Annotated in this window: 15 protein-coding genes; 6 read left to right on the top strand and 9 right to left on the bottom strand. The window is 64.5% G+C overall.

The annotated features are described in order from the left end of the window. Positions 1-16 precede the first annotated feature (16 nt). Entirely contained in the window at positions 17-1,336 is a 1,320-nt protein-coding gene (locus ACO1XS_RS08760) for an MFS transporter (protein ID WP_331568154.1), read from the bottom strand. A gap of 287 nt (positions 1,337-1,623) precedes the next feature. Here ACO1XS_RS08760 and ACO1XS_RS08765 point away from each other — a divergent pair, with 287 nt between their 5' ends. After that, complete coding sequence (locus tag ACO1XS_RS08765) at positions 1,624-2,724, top strand: LacI family DNA-binding transcriptional regulator (RefSeq protein WP_486390459.1); 1,101 nt, start codon at positions 1,624-1,626, stop codon at positions 2,722-2,724. Positions 2,725-2,736: 12 nt separating this feature from the next. On the opposite strand, the gene ACO1XS_RS08770 is transcribed toward ACO1XS_RS08765, so the two are convergent. The 7 genes from ACO1XS_RS08770 to ACO1XS_RS08800 form a co-directional block, all read right to left on the bottom strand. Next, the gene (locus tag ACO1XS_RS08770) at positions 2,737-3,621 is read right to left on the bottom strand and encodes a hypothetical protein (protein ID WP_331568156.1); all 885 of its coding nucleotides are present in this window, start codon (positions 3,619-3,621) and stop codon (positions 2,737-2,739) included. Positions 3,622-3,748: 127 nt separating this feature from the next. Beyond that, on the bottom strand, positions 3,749-4,690 hold the full coding sequence (locus ACO1XS_RS08775) for a hypothetical protein (protein ID WP_486390460.1): 942 nt from the start codon (positions 4,688-4,690) through the stop codon (positions 3,749-3,751). 12 nt (positions 4,691-4,702) lie between these two features. Further along, the gene (locus ACO1XS_RS08780) at positions 4,703-6,004 is read right to left on the bottom strand and encodes a hypothetical protein (RefSeq protein ID WP_486390461.1); all 1,302 of its coding nucleotides are present in this window, start codon (positions 6,002-6,004) and stop codon (positions 4,703-4,705) included. Between the two features lie 164 nt (positions 6,005-6,168). Then, the gene (locus tag ACO1XS_RS08785; protein ID WP_486390462.1) at positions 6,169-6,666 is read right to left on the bottom strand and encodes a phage protein NinX family protein; all 498 of its coding nucleotides are present in this window, start codon (positions 6,664-6,666) and stop codon (positions 6,169-6,171) included. After that, the gene (locus tag ACO1XS_RS08790; RefSeq protein WP_486390463.1) at positions 6,644-7,477 is read right to left on the bottom strand and encodes an endonuclease/exonuclease/phosphatase family protein; all 834 of its coding nucleotides are present in this window, start codon (positions 7,475-7,477) and stop codon (positions 6,644-6,646) included. Before ACO1XS_RS08790 ends, ACO1XS_RS08785 begins: the two co-directional genes overlap by 23 nt. After that, positions 7,474-9,693 (bottom strand): VTT domain-containing protein, encoded by a 2,220-nt coding sequence (locus ACO1XS_RS08795; RefSeq protein ID WP_486390568.1) that lies wholly within the window; start codon positions 9,691-9,693, stop codon positions 7,474-7,476. Before ACO1XS_RS08795 ends, ACO1XS_RS08790 begins: the two co-directional genes overlap by 4 nt. Positions 9,694-9,709: 16 nt before the next feature. Then, entirely contained in the window at positions 9,710-10,570 is an 861-nt protein-coding gene (locus ACO1XS_RS08800) for an SDR family oxidoreductase (protein WP_331574316.1), read from the bottom strand. Between the two features lie 241 nt (positions 10,571-10,811). Between ACO1XS_RS08800 and ACO1XS_RS08805 the strand changes: the two genes are divergently transcribed. The 3 genes from ACO1XS_RS08805 to ACO1XS_RS08815 all read left to right on the top strand — a co-directional run bounded on the left by ACO1XS_RS08805 (position 10,812) and on the right by ACO1XS_RS08815 (position 13,209). Further along, positions 10,812-11,672 (top strand): GNAT family N-acetyltransferase, encoded by an 861-nt coding sequence (locus ACO1XS_RS08805; RefSeq protein ID WP_486390464.1) that lies wholly within the window; start codon positions 10,812-10,814, stop codon positions 11,670-11,672. Positions 11,673-11,680: 8 nt separating this feature from the next. Beyond that, positions 11,681-12,607, top strand: coding sequence for a 2-hydroxyacid dehydrogenase (locus ACO1XS_RS08810; protein WP_331574320.1), 927 nt, complete (start codon positions 11,681-11,683; stop codon positions 12,605-12,607). Positions 12,608-12,717: 110 nt separating this feature from the next. Next, positions 12,718-13,209 carry an Lrp/AsnC family transcriptional regulator gene (locus ACO1XS_RS08815; protein WP_331574322.1) on the top strand — a complete coding sequence of 164 codons (492 nt, stop codon included), beginning with the start codon at positions 12,718-12,720 and terminating at the stop codon, positions 13,207-13,209. Here ACO1XS_RS08815 and ACO1XS_RS08820 read toward each other — a convergent pair. Next, positions 13,206-14,159, bottom strand: a complete 954-nt coding sequence (locus ACO1XS_RS08820) for a LysR substrate-binding domain-containing protein (RefSeq protein WP_486390465.1) — start codon at positions 14,157-14,159, stop codon at positions 13,206-13,208. The two genes, ACO1XS_RS08815 and ACO1XS_RS08820, sit on opposite strands and share 4 nt — an antisense overlap. A 115-nt stretch (positions 14,160-14,274) precedes the next feature. Between ACO1XS_RS08820 and ACO1XS_RS08825 the strand changes: the two genes are divergently transcribed. Both ACO1XS_RS08825 and ACO1XS_RS08830 read left to right on the top strand, forming a co-directional pair. Further along, positions 14,275-15,363, top strand: coding sequence for a tartrate dehydrogenase (locus ACO1XS_RS08825; protein ID WP_486390466.1), 1,089 nt, complete (start codon positions 14,275-14,277; stop codon positions 15,361-15,363). Positions 15,364-15,376: 13 nt separating this feature from the next. After that, on the top strand, positions 15,377-16,849 hold the full coding sequence (locus ACO1XS_RS08830) for an NAD-dependent succinate-semialdehyde dehydrogenase (protein ID WP_331574326.1): 1,473 nt from the start codon (positions 15,377-15,379) through the stop codon (positions 16,847-16,849). The last annotated feature ends 32 nt before the right edge of the window (positions 16,850-16,881 follow it).

The following is a 16,881-nucleotide window of genomic DNA, read 5'->3' on the forward strand; positions in this document are numbered from 1 at the left end:
CGGGCTTGTCGCCCGATCAGGCCGGCAGCGGCACATTGGCGGCGCCGGGCTCGTGTTCGGGGATCGGCTTATTGACGAGCAGCAGGTACGCCATCGCGCCGACGAAGGCGATGACCGCGGCGGTCAGGAGCGCCGGAACGAACGACCACTTCTGTGCGATGACGCCCGTGAGGACCGGCGCCAGCGCGCCGCCAATGAAGCCGCCGAAGTTCTGGATCGCGCCGAGCGAGGCAATGCGGCTTTGCGGCGCCGCCGCCGTGGCGAGCGCCCAGGAACAGGCCGAGGCGGCGTTCGCCAGAAAAATCACGACCGAAATGCAGGCGAGCGCGACGATATTGCTTTGTGCGAGCGCACCCGGAATCGTGAACACCACCATGCCGAGCATACAGATGACGACCGCATTGCGGCGTGCGATCACGGTCGAGCGGCTTTTGCGCGCGACGAGATCGGAGAGCCAACCGGCCGACAATGCGCCCAGGAAGCCGCAAAAGAACGGAACGGATGCGGCAACGCCCGTACGCATGAGAGTCATGTGTCGCTCGGCCGTCAGATAACCGGGCAGCCAGGTCAGGTAGACCCAGTTCAGATAAACGGAACCGAAGAAGCCGATCAACATGCCCCAGGTCGTGCCATGCTGGAACAGGCTGCGCCAGTCGGCAAACGTCACGTTCGATTGCGTGACGACTTCCTGAGCGTCGGCATCGAGGTAGCGGCATTCGTCGGCCGAAAGTTGCGCACGCACCGGGTCGCGATAGAGGATGAACCAGACCACGGCGACAGCGAGTCCAACCGCGCCGGTCGCGATGAATGCCCAGCGCCAGTGAAAGGAGACGACGAGAATCGACAGCAGGAGCGGTGCCAGTGCCGTGCCCAGCGGCGATGCCGAGTTGAAGATTCCGGTGGGCGTGCCGCGCGCTCGCAGCGGGAACCAGTTGCCGACGACTCTGGCCGCCGAGGGAAATTGGGGCGCTTCCCCGATGCCCAGTGCGATGCGGGCGAGGATGAACCAGCCGAACGTCGATACGAGCCCCCCCGCCGCCTGGGCGAGCGACCAGACGATGAGTCCCAGGCCGAGCAGCCGCCTCGGTCCGATTCTGTCGGCCAACGCGCCGATCGGCAACTGACACAGCGCGTAACTCCACGAAAACGCCGAAAGAAGCACGCCCATCTGGCTCAGCGACAACCCGAGGTCCGCCCGGATCGAGGCGTTGGCTACGGCGAGCGTGCCGCGATCGAGATAATTGACGACGCCGCTGATCATCAGAAGCGTGAGTGCGATCTGCTGCGCACGCTTGATGCGCGGCGGAGCGACGGGGACTGCCGAGGTTTCGCTCATTGCGGATGTCTCCATGTCTTTTCGGTGCCGTGTAACCGCTTACACTTTCATCCGATTTATACCCGCTGGCCGGCAAACGAATGGAACAAATTGCGCTAGGCAGGCGGGGCAGCTGGCATAATCGGTGGACAGATAGGCTGTCAGCGCTTACATTCGCATGGACGACCTAGGAGATGCAACCCCATCCTGGCAATTCGAGGGTAAACGACGATGATCGATGAATCGATTCGCGGCTTACGTGGCTCGTTTCAGTGTTGCCGCACGCCGGCCTTTTTGGTGAACCGCGCATGAGCACAACGCCTTCGCGCTCGCGCGCAGTGCCCGCCGCCGCGGCATCCCCTGCCCCGCGCGCGCGGCGCGGTACGGGACGCTCCGTGCTGGGCGACGTCGCCAAGCTCGCCGGCGTATCGACGGCAACGGTGTCGCGCGTCTATAACGAGCCCGGTAAGGTATCGGCCGAAGTGCAGCAGCGCGTGCATGATGCCGCGCGGGCTTTGAACTGGATTCCGAACGCCGCCGGACGCGCCCTTGCCTCGACACGTTCGCATATCGCCGGCGCGATCATCCCGACACTCGACAATCACGTTTTCGCGTCGCAAGTTTCCGGGATGCAGTCCGTGATGGCTGAGCAGGGCATCACGCTCTTTCTCGGATGCTCGAATTACGATCCGGCGCAGGCGCTCACGCAAGTGCGCGCGATGCTGGCACGGGGCGTCGAAGCGGTTTCGGTGGTGGGCGAATCCTATCCTGCCGAATTGTTCGAACTCCTCATCGATCGCCGTGTGCCATATGTCGTCACCTACGCTTATCGCGAGGGAAGTCCGCATTGCTGCGTCGGCTTCGACAATCGCGCAGCCTTCGCGAGGCTGACCGCGCATTTGCTCGAACTCGGACATCGGGATATCGCCGTCATCATGCAACCGTCAGTCGATAATGACCGCGTTCAAGCGCGCCTGCGTGGTGTGCATGAAACGCTGGCGGCGCATGGGCTTGCGGTGCGGCCGGTGCATTTTTGTGAAGGGCCCTCGTCGATTGCATTCGGCCGCGCGAGCTTGCGCAAGATATGGGCTACGCCGGATGTGCGCCCCAGTGCGATCTTATGCGGTAACGACAACCTGGCCATCGGTGCGTTGCTGGAAGCGCAAGCGCTGGGGATTGCCGTGCCTGGTCAATTGTCGATCACGGGTTTCGACGATATCGCGCTTGCCCGCGAACTCGATCCCGCGTTGACGACGATGTGGGTCGACACGAACGAGATCGGGCGCGCAGCAGCGCAATCGTTGCTCGATATGCTCAAGGGCTGCGCTCCGGGGCCCGGCACCGAGATCGCGGCCAAACTCGAGATCCGTGGTTCCACGGGGCCTTTTCAGTCCCCTCGAACGGTTTGACTCACGCGCTGCTCAACCGGGGGAAAGCCACGAAGGAAGTTGGACGCTGCCCGATTGATCGGGGGACGCGGCCGGGATCGTCGAGTCTGCCCTCTGGAGCGAGAGTTGTTCTTGCTTCAGCTCGTCTTGCAACTCGCCATTAGTTGGGTCCTGCTGGACTTCAGCGCGAAGTAACTCGATGTCCGCGTTCATTTGCGCATCGCGCGCCGAGCGAATTTCGGGCGGCTCGGGCACCACCTTGCCATCCGGTCCTGTGGCGCTCTCCTCCTCTATCATGTATGCGTCCAAGGCCGGCTTCAGCGCGCGCCCTTGGCCAATCAGAGTCTCGTACTTTTGCACGAAGGTCTGCTGGGCTCGGGCTAGATCAGGGTTCGAGGGTGGCACCTGAGCCGCAACGAGCAATGCCTCTTTCTCACAAGCCTGATCCAGCGCGAATTGTGCTGCGGGAACGCTCAAGGTCGAGGGTTGAGGCAGTGACGGCACGCTCGTGGGCGATGCGGCGCTCGTGCTCGGATCCTGCACGGTGCTCGACACCGTAGGCGAATCGGTCGGCGTCGGGTCGGTCGATTGCCCCGACGAGGACGGCGCTGCGGGCGGCGAGGATGCACCCGTCGGCTGTCCGGCTACGCCGCTGCTGCTGCAGCCTGCCATCATGGCGACGCCGACGCCCGCGCCGGCGGCGACGAGCCCGAGCTTGGCCAATGTTCGGATTCGAGGGCGCCCGGCCGACGACGCTTCGGAGTCCCGCGAGCCAGCGTCGCCGCGCGAAGTCGGAAATATCGAGAGCCTGGCCGAGCGGGTCGGCATCGCCGTAGGTCCGGATGTGCCAGCCGCGCGGCGCTCCTGCGTCTCGGCCCGCCCCGCGTCCGTTGCTGCATTACCGCGACGAATCTGCATTCGACTCTCCCTAAGACGTTCCAATACCTCCTCGCAATGTAGCGGCGGCGATGCTGCGCAGCGTTGCGGATGCGAATTGGGCGCCGCCAAAACGAATCGTCACACTGTTGCGGCGGCACAGCTACGATCAGGTCGTCGTTCCTGAGGCGAGCTGCGTCGGGGCGCTTGCGATCGCGCGTTTGCGGCGCGGCGCAGACCGGTCGGCCGCCACGTCGAAGACGACGAGCAACGAAACGATGGCAATGCCCAGGGCCGTGCGCCAATCGAATGTCTGCAGGTTTGCGGAAGTCGCCAACAAAAGCGAGATGAACGGTTGAACGGACATGCAAACGAGGACGGCAAACGGTCCGCTCAGTTGCACGGCGGATTGCAACAGCAGCATCGGGAGCATGACCCCCGCCAGGGTGACGACAACCGCGATGCCGACGGTACCGCCGTCCACCGCGATATGTAGCGAATCAGGGAGCGCCAGACACCAAACGAGCGTCGCGCAAACGGTCAAATAAAAACGCTGGGAAACGATTCGCGAACGCGACCAGCCGCGCTCGGCAAGCTCAGCGCAAACCGACATCGTCAGCGCCGACGAGGCCCCCGTGACCGCGGTCGCCGCCATGGCGATCCAGATCGACAGGCGATTCAGCCCGGCATGCCCCGCGCCATCGAACTGCCTCGCCCCGAGCAGCAGGCAGGCGACGAGAACGCCTGTGCATATGGTCAATCTGCGAGGTGTGGGCCACGCACGCCTTCTGATGCTGTCGGACAGCGCTCCGACGATCAGCGCAACGCCGGTGTCGATCGCCACGACGACCGAAGGATCGAGCTCGCGCAAGGCGAAGAAAAAGCAGAGATAGGTGATGGCGGTGTAGACGTTGTTGCGAATCAGCAGGTCGTAATCGCGCCGCGGCATGCTGAATCCGTTTTTCAAATTCAATATGAGCGTCGTGAGCAAGAAACTGCCGAAGACGAATACGGGTTCGGGAATGCCGGAAAGAAAATAGGTATAAAGCACCTGCCCAAGCGCTTGCAGGCATATCGCGGCCATTGCCTGAAAAGGTCCGTAAAAGCTCATGGGACACTCCGTTCAGCAGGCCGCAGCCGAGGCTTCGACGGTCTCGTAGTCGATCTCGTAGAGCAGCCCCTCGGCGTCCCATTCCCGAATCTGCTCGCGGTCGCGCTCGATCAGCGCCGCATCCTCGTGAACGAGATAGATGGCGCCGCCCCACCCTGTCGAATCCGTCGTGAGATGAACGCGCGTACCGACAGGCAGTGTCCGGTAGATGGCATGGAACGTCGGCAGTTCGAGCAGCCGCTCGAGGCCGTCGACACCCGTGATGACGCCATCGCCAGCGAACGCGAAGAACACCTTCGTCAGATGGCGCCCGGGCAAATATCGATCGCTGCGCCGGCGCATCTCGTTCATCCATTCCGGCTGCATCAAATCCAGGGCGTGGTAGATCGACTGGGTCTTCAGCCCGGCGGCGGCATACGAGTCGCGATCCATCGCCGCCCCCATCAGGCGCGCGCCCGTTTCGATCATCGCTGGACCGCGAGCCGTCCATTTCAACTCGCTGTGCGCTGTGCCATTCACGATGCCTAGCGCGTCGAGCGCATCGAATGTATAGCGCAACAACGAGGAGGCGGTACGCGATTCCGGTGCGAGCAGTTCGAAGTCCTCCATGACCATGGCGTAGCCGGGCAGCAGGCGAATGTTGACGCGCCATGCGTCCGTCATGAAATGGCGACCGTCTCGGCTGACGGTATTGACGATGTACTGCGTGCCGTCGAGCCACGATTGAACGATCAACTGCCGATTGGGCTGCGCGAACACCGTATGCGCCGCGAAGGCCTTTCGACAGGCCGTGCGCACCTCGTCGAGGCTGCGGCAGATCGTGACGTTGTCCGAACCGGCGCTGTCGAGCGGCTTGACCACGAGCGGCCAAGTGCCCTGGCGCTGTGCCCAGGCAACGGCCTCGTTCTCGCTGTCGACGAGCGCCTGCTCCGCCGCCAGCAAGCCGCGGCGGTGCAGTGCCGCGATCATGCGGAACTTGTTGCGCCGCTCGGCAACGAGCGGATAGAGATTCGTCGGTGCGCCGACGAGATGGGCGAGCCGCTCAGCGTAGCTCACACCCATCTCCGAGCCGGCGAGGACATGATCGATGTCCATCGCCAATAGCATGCGGGCCGCTTCATCCTCGGCACCGAGATAGCCGAGATCGGCGCGGTAAGGCGTGGCATCGATTCCCGCCCGAAAGACGGGAGGCGGCTCGGGCGTCGAGCATAAATGAAAGAGCTCGGCACCCATCGTCTTCAGGTCATGCGCCAGTTCCCGGCCCATCGAGTATCCGTCGACGATTACGATGTTCTTCGCTTGAATCGCACCCATCCATGAACTCCTTCGCAGGTCGCGCACGCGAGCGTCAGTGCGCCGTCGCTTCATCGTAGGCAAGCGGCCCCGGCCGCTCGCTACTCGAACCCGTAGCGATCGATGACAATTGCTGCGAAGAATGCGGACCGTGCAGGCGCGTGCGAGGCGGCGCGCTGCGGCGATCAGGTGCGCGGTATCGAGCGGATATCGCCGGTCGGGTCGCTCTCGCGTGGGCCGTCTTCGGCGTAGGTGGGCGCCGTCCCGCCGGCGTCGATCGGCACAATGGCGCCGCGGCGCACCGCATGGGGCGCGTCGGGGAGTCGATCGTCGACTTCGCTGCCGCAGCGCGCCTGCACGAATGCGCGCAGCAGCGCGGTACGAAGCGTTGCCCCGGCGGCCTCCCCCGTTTCTTCGCAGTCTGCGAAGCGCGCCCGGCAAAGCGCCGATCCGTCGTCCCGTGTCGTGAGTGTCAGCTCGCGTGCCAGCTCCAGCACGATGCCCGCATCGGCCCAGTCCGAGCTCGGCGCAAAGCGCCGATCGAGCAGGCGCAGTTCGCCGTGCGCGAGCGTGACGACGAGCTCGGGCTCGATCGCCACGAAGCGGATTTCCTCGTCGTCGTCGACGAGCGCACGGGCGCACCAGTAATCCAGCGCGCGGTCAGTCAAGTCGTCGGTTGTCATAGGTGGCTCCCGGTTTGGGCGAAGCGGCCGGCACTTCGATCTGGGCAATCAATGGAAAGTGATCCGACGCTGTGCGAGCGAGTGCACTGCGATGCACGCTGACGTCCGTCAGCCATTCGCCCGGGTGGACCCAGATGCGATCGAGCGCGAAGATCGGGCAAAACGTCGGGAACGTACGCGGAGCCGGCGCGCGCCGGAAATGCGTGACGAGCGTCCGCAAGGCCTTGCCGCGTACGAACCATTCGTTGATATCGCCGAGCAGGATCACCGGCAACTCGGTCGTGTCGAACGCGTTCAGCAGCGCTCGCACCTGCGTACTGCGTTCGCCTGCGGACAACCCGAGGTGGGTCGCGACGATGCGCAGCAGCACCGAACCGCACGCGATATCCGCATCGAGTGCGCCGCGCGGCTCGCGGCCGTGAAACGACAGATCGAGCGTGCGCGCCGCGCGGATCGGCAAACGCGAGAGCACGGCATTGCCGTAGCGCCGCCGCGGCGTGTCGAGCGTCGGCCCTGCCGCCGCATACATCCCCGTGGTGTCGCGCAGATGCGCCAGCACATCGGGCGCATCGCTGCCGCCCAGCGGCACTTCTTGCAACGCGACGACGTCCGCATCCAATTCCGCGATGACTTGCGCGACCCGTTGCTCCATTCGGTGCGCCGAATGCGTCGTCCACGCACCGAGGCCGCCGTGAATGTTGTAGGTGGCGATGCGCAGCGCGCATGCAACATCCGCGCGGACCGGCGTTTCGGCTGGCTCGGGCAGCGTGTCGGGCTCCATCGCCTCGACTGGGCTGGCTTGTGCAATCATCGGCGCGGGCTCAACCACCGTTGCAACAGCACCGACGCGCCGACGAGGGCTGCGCCGATGGCCACGAGCGTCGCCCAGGCTCCCCCGCCAGGATGGCGAATCGTGGCCACCAGTTGGTGAGCGAACGTGACCGTCAACACTGTGCCGGGCAGCATTCCGAGCATCGTCCCGACCAAGTAGTCGCGCAGACTGATATGCGATGCCCCGGCGACGAGGTTCACGACGGTGAACGGCGCGATCGGTAAGAGACGCAGTATCATCATGGTCACTATTCCGCGTCGCCCGATACGCTCGCTGAGCCGATTGGCACGCGCCCCGGCCAGCCGGCGCACCGCATCGCGCCCCAACTTGACGCCGATCCCGTAAGTCGCGGCCGCCGCCAGCAGCGTTCCGCCGAGCGCATAGCCCAAGCCCGGCCAGGCTCCGAAGGCGAGGCCGGTTGCGGCGATCAGGACGGTGATCGGCACCGACAGGACCGCCGCGACGACATATCCGCCCAGTACGATCAATGGCGCGAGCGGCAGTGTGCCGAGGCGCCGGCCCCAATGCACGATCGACGCGAGATTGATATCGTGCCCGAGCGGCGTAAAACGCCAGATCACCGTCAGCGCGACAATGGCCAGCACGAGCGTGCCGAGCAGCAACAGGCGCGCGGTCAGCGATCGGCCGTGCTCTTCGGGAACGAACTCGCGTACCAGCGCCTCCGGCTCGATCGGCTGCTCCGGATCGAGCCAGGCGCTGATCGGGACGACGGCATCGAGATCGCTCGTGATGACGGGCGTGAAAGGTTGCAGGGTCCGCGCCTCGTCGCGCGAGAGCGACGCGATCGCGTCATGAAGCCGCGCCGTGCGTTCGAGCGCTTTTTTGCATTCGGCCTCCGGAACGTCCAGATGCTCGCCGAGCAGACGGTTGCGCCAGCGCGCGATCGCCGCGCGCACCGCCGGGTCGCCGTTGGCATCGATCGCGATGTTGCATTCCGTATCGAGCACCATCGAGCGATTGTTCAAGTTGGCACTACCAATGGTGATCGCGCGATCGTCGACGATCATGACTTTGCTGTGCACGTTCAGGCAGCGCGTGCCGAGCCCCTCGATATGCGGGCAGTACATTCGATAGCGATCGTGAACATCGGCCTCGACGAGTGCGCGATGCAGCCTTGCGCGCAATACGCCCATCGTCGCCTCTTGCAGCCAGCCGCTTTGCATCCGCGGTACGACGACCGCAACGTCCGGACCGTCCGGTTCCGCAAGGCGCGATGCAAGCGACTCGCGAACCACGGCTGCCGTGAAGTACTGGTTCTCGATATAGATATGCTCGCGTGCCGCCGCGATGAGATCGGCGGTCAGGTTGCGCACGTGCTGCAGCGGCTCGCGGCCGAGATGCGGGGGCTCGGTCAGCGAGATGCCGAGCATGACGTCGCGCAACTCGACGGTTGCATCCGGCGGCCAAGGGTCGTGTTCCTCGCCGTGCACAGACTCGGCCTGGACCGGGATCGAACGTCCGCAAGCGCGCTGCCATCGCTGCCGCGCAAGCTCGCCGATCGCGCGTGCGGCATCGCCGTCGAACATGGTCTGGACGTCGTGGAACGGCCCATACGTCTTGCCGTTCGGATCGCGACGGCGGGGATCGTCGACCGCATGAGCCCGCGTATCCCAGCGGGAACGCGTCAGATCCATGCCACCGACGAATGCCAGACGGTCGTCGATCACGACGTATTTCTGGTGATGGGATGCGCCGCGCGGATGCGTGCCGTCGAGCCTGAACGACAGCGCATGATGCGAGCGCCAACTGGTTTGATAGACGGGTAGCCATTCGCGCTCGAACGCGTAGATCATGGCAAAGTCCCAGGCGAGGATGTAGATGCGCAAATGGCGCCTGAGTGCCCCGAGGGTTTGCAGAAATTCCGCAAGCGGCTCTGGAAATCCGTCGTTGGCCCCGTCCGGCACGAGTCTGATGCGGCTGTTGATGTCCCAGCCCACGATGAAGATCGTATGCCGCGCACGCTTCAAAGCCTCGCGCAGGACGGAAAAGTAGGCTTCCCCATCGATCAGGACTGCGAAACGATCGGCCCGGCGGATCGTGGCGCAGTTGCGGCCCGCTTCGAGCAGGCCATGCCGCGCGCACTGCGGCGCAGTGGCAGCATGCACCTGCGCGTCGATTTCGCGTGCGCGCGCATCGATTGCCGGAACACTGCTGCCGGCGATATCGCTCGTCATCGGCATGGCGGGCTCGTCAAATGATCGGCACGCCGCCCGTCACCGCGACGGTCGCGCCGGACACGTAGCTCGCCTCGTCGCTCGCCAACATCACGTAGACCGGCGCCAGCTCCGCCGGCTGCCCGGGACGCTTCATCGGGGTTTGCTTGCCGAACGATTCGACATTCTCGGGCGGCATCGTCGCCGGAATCAACGGCGTCCAGATCGGGCCCGGGGCGACGCAGTTCGCGCGAATCCCTCGCTCGGCCAGCCATTGGGCCAGGCCGCCCGTGAAATTCTGGATCGCACCCTTCGTCGTGGCATACGGCAGCAGCGTGGGCCGCGGCTTGTCGGCATTCACGGACGTCGTATTGACGATCGCGCTGCCGCGCTTCATATGCGGCAGCGCGGCCTTCACGAGGCGAAACATCGCGCCGATGTTCACATCGAACGTACGGTCCCACTCGTCGTCGGTGATCTCCTCGATCGAGTCGTAGTCCATCTGATAGGCCGCATTGTTCACGAGTACGTCGATGCGCCCGAACGCCGCAATCGTGCGCGAAACGACCTCGCGGCAATGGGCGGGATTGGCGAGATCGCCGTCGATCAGCACGGCTTTGCGCCCCGCCTGCTCGACCCAGCGGGCGGTCTCGCGCGCGTCGTCGTGTTCGTCGAAATAGGCGATCGCAACGTCGGCGCCTTCCCGGGCGAAGGCAATGGCGACCGCCCGGCCAATCCCGCTGTCGCCGCCCGTCACGAGTGTGGCTTTCCCGGCAAGACGCCCATGTCCGCGGTAGCTTTGCTCACCATGGTCGGGTTGGGGGTGCATCGGCGCCGTCCTGCCCGGAACCTCGTTTTGCTGCTGCTCAGGCAGTGGCGGCCGTGGTCGATCAGTCATGTTCGCTCCCTCTCGATTCGGTGTCAGAGACGGTGTTGCCAGACGCTTATACCGTAGGCGAGCAATGCGCGTGCCTTGTGGCGGGGACGCGCCGGGACGGAGGGTCCGAACGCAACCCGGCGGAACCGACCGGAGCAGCCTGACCGGAGCAGCGCGTTTCGCACATGAAAAGATCGTCCTAGTCACCCGCGCGAGCGCATGCCAAAGTGGGCGGATCATTACAGGCAACGAAGGGGAAAGCGTGTCGACTCGGATCCATTACCGGCCCTTTGCTATAGCGGACATCGGCGCCGCTCACGCTCTGACGACAGAACTCAAATGGCCGCACCGCGCGGACGACTGGCGGTTCGTCGCCGGACTCGGCAACGGCTTCGTGGCCGAGTGCGACGGACGCGTGGTGGGCACCGCGTTCAGTTGGAAGTACGGTGTGGAGGCAGGCTCCGTCGGCATGATCATCGTGTCGCCCGCGCATCAGGGCATGGGTATCGGCCGGGGCCTGACCGAGCTCGCGCTCGAGGAGCTCGGCTCGCGGCGAGCTATGCTGCATGCGACACCCGCAGGTCGTCCGTTGTACGAAAAACTGGGCTTCGTGGCGATCGGCGCGCTCGATCAGCACCAGGGCAATGCCGGTGTGCCCGCGCTGCCGAGCTTGCCGCCGAACGAGCGGCTGCGGCCCATCGGCGAGCGCGATACCCCGCGTCTCGTCGAGCTTGCTTCGCGTGCGAGCGGTCTCGATCGGACGACCGTACTGCCCGCGCTGCTCGAGTCTGCCGACGGCATCGGGCTCGAGCGCGACGGGGAGTTGATCGGCTTCGCGCTCTTTCGCCGCTTCGGGCGCGGGCAGGCGATCGGCCCTGTGGTGACACCCTACGCGGCGGATCCGTTGCGCGCACAAGCGCTGATCGGTCATTGGCTCGCATCGAGCCCCGGTGCCTTCGTGCGGATCGACGTCCCTGCCGATAGCGGGCTGACCGATTGGCTCGAAGCGCTCGGCCTCGCGCGTGTCGACACGGTCGTCAAGATGGCGCGCGGCGCCGGCTCGGCATGGCCACGCGACGAGCGCTTTGCACAGTACGGCATCATCAATCAGGCAATCGGCTGAGGGCGGCAGTGACATTTCTCTATAAAGCCGATCCGGCCCGAGGCGAAATCTGGGCGCGACTGTTCGCGCAGCGCGCGCCCGAACTCGCTTTTCGTCTATGGCCCGATGTCGGGGACCCGGCCTCGATCCGCTACCTCGCTGCGTGGCAGCCTCCCGAGGACCCCGCCCGTACCCTGCCGAACCTCGAAATCGTCTTTTCCGTGGGCGCCGGAGTCGACCAGTTCGATCTGGGCGGCATTCCGCGGCACGTTCCTGTGGTCCGCATGGTGGAGCCCGGTATCGTCGAGGGAATGATCGAGTATGTTTGCCAGGGCGTGTTGAGCCTGCATCGCGATCTTTTCGACTATGCGCGGCAGCAGCAACAGCAGGTCTGGCGCGAAATCCCTTTGCGGCCCGCCTCGACCTGCCGCGTCGGTGTGCTCGGGCTCGGCATGCTCGGCACCTCGGTGCTCGAACGTCTGCGCTTGTTCGGCTATGACTGCGCGGGCTGGAGCCGCTCGCAGCACACGTTAGAGGGCGTCGCATGCTACGCCGGCGCGGCTCAGCTCGACGCCTTTCTGGCACGCACTGACATTCTCGTATGCCTGCTGCCGTTGACGGCGGCCACGCACGGCTTGCTCGACGCCGATCTGCTTCGCAAACTGCCGCGCGGGGCGTCGCTGATTCAGACCGGGCGCGGCGCGCACCTGCGGCAAGACGATTTGCTGCGGCTGCTCGACGAAGGCCACCTGCGTTATGCGCTCCTCGATGTAACGGAGCCCGAACCGTTGCCGGCGGGTCATCCGCTTTGGACTCACCCGCGTGTGCGCATCACGCCGCATATCGCGAGCGCGACGCGTCCCGAGACAGCGGTCGAAGCCGTCCTCGAGAATCTCGCTCGCTATCGCGCCGGTCTGCCGATGATCGGTGAGATCGATCGGGAACGTGGTTATTGAGCTTCGATCCTCATGAAACGGCGTTTGCCGATTCCCGATTGCGGATTCGGCGCGCGCGCATGCTAAAGTAGCCGTCACGTTTTCGACGGGCTTTCAGGCGACCACTGACGATGACCGGGGATTGCAAGCTGGATCGAATCGATCTGCGTATTCTGTCTCAACTCCAGAAGCGCGGGCGCATTACGAACGTCGAACTCGCCGATGCGGTTGGGCTTTCGCCAAGTCCGTGTCTCATCCGCGTCAAGCGCCTCGAAAAAGCCGGCTACATCGCCGGCTACGGAGCGCAGATCCAGCTCGAAAAACTGGGCGACGTGCAGATCGTCTTCACGGAAGTAACGCTCGCCGATCATCGCCGCGAAGATTTCGACCGTTTCGTCGCCGCGATTCGCAATATCGACGAAATCGTCGAATGCCACCTGGCAAGCGGCGGCTACGACTACCTGCTCAAGTTCGTCACGCGCAGCGTCAGCCATTATCAAAGCGTGATCGAGGGTTTACTCGAACGCAATATCGGCATCGAAAAGTATTTCAGCTACGTGATCATCAAGTCGCCGTTCGTGAAGAACAGTTATCCGCTCGAAGTCTTGTTTCCGCACAGCTAAACCGGCGATTCGGGTCCGCCTCGTACCTCGTCCCCGGCCACCTCGGCACCCGGCTGCGCAAGGGTCTGGGCAAGGTAATCGACACATGCGCGCACCTTGGCGGACTGCGTCAGACGTGCGGGATACACGGCCCATATGTCGGCCGGCTGGGTCACCTCGGGAAGCACCCGCCGCAACAAACCCGCTTCGATGAGACGCCCCACGTCCCACATGGAGCGCAGCACGATGCCGCGTCCGGCCAACGCCCATTGCACGGCCACTTCGCCATGGTTCGTCGACAACGGCCCGGTCACTTTCACTGAAACGCGCTCGCCCCGAACGTCGAGCCGCCACACCCCGAATGGATGGTCGCGCTCCTTGATCGCCAGGCAAGCGTGGGACACCAGTTCGCTCAGCTGCTTCGGCGCGCCATAGCGCTCCAGGTAGGCGGGCGATGCGCACAGCACGCGATGATTCGAAGCCAACCGCTTCGCGATCATATGCGGGGCGATCTCGTCGCCGATGCGGATGTCGAGATCGAATCCTTCGCCCGTGACATCGACGAGCCGGTCGAATAGATCGAGACGTACGCTCAACTGGGGATAGCGCTCGGAAAACCGAGCCAGCGCCGGTGCAAGGATGTGGCGGCCGAAGCCGAAGCTGCTCGAAATGCGCAGCGTGCCGCGCGGAATGCGCCGCGTCGTGGAGACGTCTTCGACCAGTTGCTCCACGTTGTCGAGAATCTTTTCCGCCCAGGCATAGACGCGTTCGCCAGCCTCGGTGATCGTCACGCGCCGTGTCGAACGATGCAGGAGCCGCGTGCCGAGCGTCGCCTCGAGAATGCTCACACGTTTGCTGACATAGGCCGCGGAAACGGAGAGCGCGTCGGCCGCGGCGCTGAAGCTCGAGCAGCGCGCGACAGTGCAAAAGACACGCAGGTCGCTCAGCTCCGGCGCACGGGCGGAATCCATAGGGGGCCTGATTTATACACGATTCGTGAACAGTCGATTAACCAAAACCCCGATTCTAAATCGAACGGCGCGAAATAAAATGACTGTAATTCAACTTTCATGGAAGAACTCCGCCATGGCCCGTACATATCGGATCGCCGTCATTCCCGGCGACGGCATCGGCACCGAAGTCATGCCCGAGGGGCTGCGCGCGCTCGACGCGGCATGCCGCCGCTTCGACATAGCGATCGAGTACGAGCACATCGACTGGGCGAGCTGCGACTACTACGAAAAGCACGGCCAGATGATGCCGGACGACTGGAAAGCGCGGTTGTCGCACTGCGATGCCATTCTGTTCGGTGCCGTCGGCTGGCCCGAGAAAGTCCCCGACCACATCTCGTTGTGGGGCTCGCTGCTCAAGTTCCGCCGTGAATTCGACCAATACATCAACCTGCGTCCGGCACGTCTTTTCGAGGGCGTCCCGTCTCCGCTCGCGGGTCGCCGGGCCGGCGACATCGATTGCTGGATCGTGCGCGAGAATACCGAAGGCGAGTATTCGTCGGTTGGCGGCGTGATGTTCGAAGGGACCGAGCGCGAATTCGTCGTGCAGCAAGCCGTGTTCACGCGGCATGGCAGCGAACGTGTACTCAAGTTCGCATTCGATCTGGCCGCGCGGCGCGCGCGCAAGAAGCTCACCGTCGCGACGAAGAGCAATGGCATCGCGATCAGCATGCCCTGGTGGGACAAGCGTGCCGAGGAAATTGCCACGCAGTACCCGAGCGTCGCGTGGGACAAGCAGCACATCGATATTCTCTGTGCCCGCTTCGTACTGAACCCCGATCGCTTCGACGTTGTCGTCGCGACGAATCTCTTCGGCGACATCCTCTCCGACCTCGGCCCCGCATGCACGGGCACCATCGGCCTTGCGCCGTCCGCCAACCTCAATCCGGAGCGTGCGTTCCCGTCGCTGTTCGAGCCGGTGCATGGTTCCGCGCCCGACATCGCGGGCAAGGGCATTGCCAATCCGATCGCCATGATCTGGTCGGCGGCCATGATGATCGATTTCGTCGGCGGGCATGCCGGCAAGGAAAGGCAGGCTCACGACGCAATGCTCGCCGCCATCGAAGCGACGCTCAAGGAAGGGCCGCGCACGGGCGACCTCGGCGGAAACGCCACCACGCGCGATGTGGGTGCGGCCATTGCCGCGCGCATCGAACAGGTTTGACAAGGAGCCACGGATGACACGCATATTCGAACTGTCCGAGCTGATTCGCACGGACAACTTCATCGGCGGACGCTGGGTGCCGGCGGCGGACGGCGCGCGTTTCGCTGTTACCGATCCTGCCACGGACGAACTCATCGCCCAGGTGGCCGATAGCGGGGCCGCCGATGCGCGTGCGGCCACCGATGCCGCCGCGGCCGCCCTGCCCGCCTGGCGCGAGACGTTGCCGAAGACCCGCGCGGAAATTCTGCGACGCTGGCACGCGCTGATCGTCGCGAATCAGGATGCGCTCGGCGCATTGATCTCGCGCGAACAGGGCAAGCCGCTTGCCGAAGGACGTGGCGAGGTCGCCTATGGTGCTTCCTATGTTGCCTGGTTCGCCGAAGAGGCGACGCGCATCTATGGCGATCTGATTCCGCAGCAGCAACGCGGCAAACGCATGAGCGCCGTCAAAGAGCCGATCGGCATCGTCGCCGCGATCACGCCATGGAATTTTCCGCTTGCGATGATCGCGCGCAAGATCGCGCCCGCGCTGGCAGCAGGTTGCACCGTGGTCGGCAAGCCGGCCGAGGACACACCGCTGACGGCCAGCGCGCTCGTCATGCTTGCACACGAGGCTGGCGTGCCTGCCGGTGTGCTCAATCTGATTACGACCTCGCGCGAGCGCGCGGTGCCGGCCGTTGCCGACTGGTTGCACGATGCGCGCGTGCGCAAGATCACGTTTACGGGCTCGACGGCAGTCGGCAAGTATCTGGCCCGCGAGTCGGCCGATACGCTCAAGAAGCTTTCGCTCGAACTCGGCGGCAACGCACCGTTCATCGTGTTCGACGATGCCGATCTCGAAGCCGCGGTGGCAGGCCTCATGGTCTCCAAGTTCCGCAACGGCGGACAGACGTGCGTATGCCCGAACCGCGTTTATGTTCAGTCGGGCGTGTTCGAGCGGTTCGCAGCTCTGCTGGGCGAGCGCGTCGGTGCATTGAAGATTGGCCCGGCAAGCGACGAGCATTCGCAGATCGGCCCGATGATCAATGCGCGCGCGGTCGACAAGATTGCGCGGCATGTCGACGATGCACTGACGCGCGGCGCGCGCATCGTCACGGGCGGCAAACGTCTGACTGACCTCGGGTCTCACTACTACGCGCCGACGGTGCTCGCTGACGCCGATCCGAGTATGCAGCTCTATTGCGAAGAAACGTTCGGGCCGGTCGTGCCGCTCTTCCGCTTCGAGACGGAAAGCGAGGCGGTGCAAGCCGCCAATGCGACGCCCTACGGCCTGGCGGCCTACTTCTACAGCAACGACATCAAGCGGATCGAGCGCGTGTCGGGGGCGCTCGAAGCGGGCATCGTCGGCATCAACGAGGGCGCCCTATCGAGCGAAGCGGCGCCGTTCGGCGGAATCAAGGAGTCGGGATACGGCCGGGAGGGCTCGAAGTACGGCCTCGACGACTATCTGTCGATCAAGTACCTCTGCCAGGGCAATCTTCAATAACGGCATCGCTGCCGATCGTCTCTGCACCGAGG

The sequence above is a fragment of the Trinickia sp. genome (genome assembly GCF_057351765.1).

Bases quoted from the DNA above. Each gene is read 5' to 3' on its own strand.
- ACO1XS_RS08760 (WP_331568154.1), bottom strand. From the start codon at position 1,336: ATGAGCGAAACCTCGGCAGTCCCCGTCGCTCCGCCGCGCATCAAGCGT.
- ACO1XS_RS08765 (WP_486390459.1), top strand. From the start codon at position 1,624: ATGAGCACAACGCCTTCGCGCTCGCGCGCAGTGCCCGCCGCCGCGGCA.
- ACO1XS_RS08770 (WP_331568156.1), bottom strand. From the start codon at position 3,621: ATGCAGATTCGTCGCGGTAATGCAGCAACGGACGCGGGGCGGGCCGAG.
- ACO1XS_RS08775 (WP_486390460.1), bottom strand. From the start codon at position 4,690: ATGAGCTTTTACGGACCTTTTCAGGCAATGGCCGCGATATGCCTGCAA.
- ACO1XS_RS08780 (WP_486390461.1), bottom strand. From the start codon at position 6,004: ATGGGTGCGATTCAAGCGAAGAACATCGTAATCGTCGACGGATACTCG.
- ACO1XS_RS08785 (WP_486390462.1), bottom strand. From the start codon at position 6,666: ATGACAACCGACGACTTGACTGACCGCGCGCTGGATTACTGGTGCGCC.
- ACO1XS_RS08790 (WP_486390463.1), bottom strand. From the start codon at position 7,477: ATGATTGCACAAGCCAGCCCAGTCGAGGCGATGGAGCCCGACACGCTG.
- ACO1XS_RS08795 (WP_486390568.1), bottom strand. From the start codon at position 9,693: ATGACGAGCGATATCGCCGGCAGCAGTGTTCCGGCAATCGATGCGCGC.
- ACO1XS_RS08800 (WP_331574316.1), bottom strand. From the start codon at position 10,570: ATGACTGATCGACCACGGCCGCCACTGCCTGAGCAGCAGCAAAACGAG.
- ACO1XS_RS08815 (WP_331574322.1), top strand. From the start codon at position 12,718: ATGACCGGGGATTGCAAGCTGGATCGAATCGATCTGCGTATTCTGTCT.
- ACO1XS_RS08820 (WP_486390465.1), bottom strand. From the start codon at position 14,159: ATGGATTCCGCCCGTGCGCCGGAGCTGAGCGACCTGCGTGTCTTTTGC.
- ACO1XS_RS08825 (WP_486390466.1), top strand. From the start codon at position 14,275: ATGGCCCGTACATATCGGATCGCCGTCATTCCCGGCGACGGCATCGGC.
- ACO1XS_RS08830 (WP_331574326.1), top strand. From the start codon at position 15,377: ATGACACGCATATTCGAACTGTCCGAGCTGATTCGCACGGACAACTTC.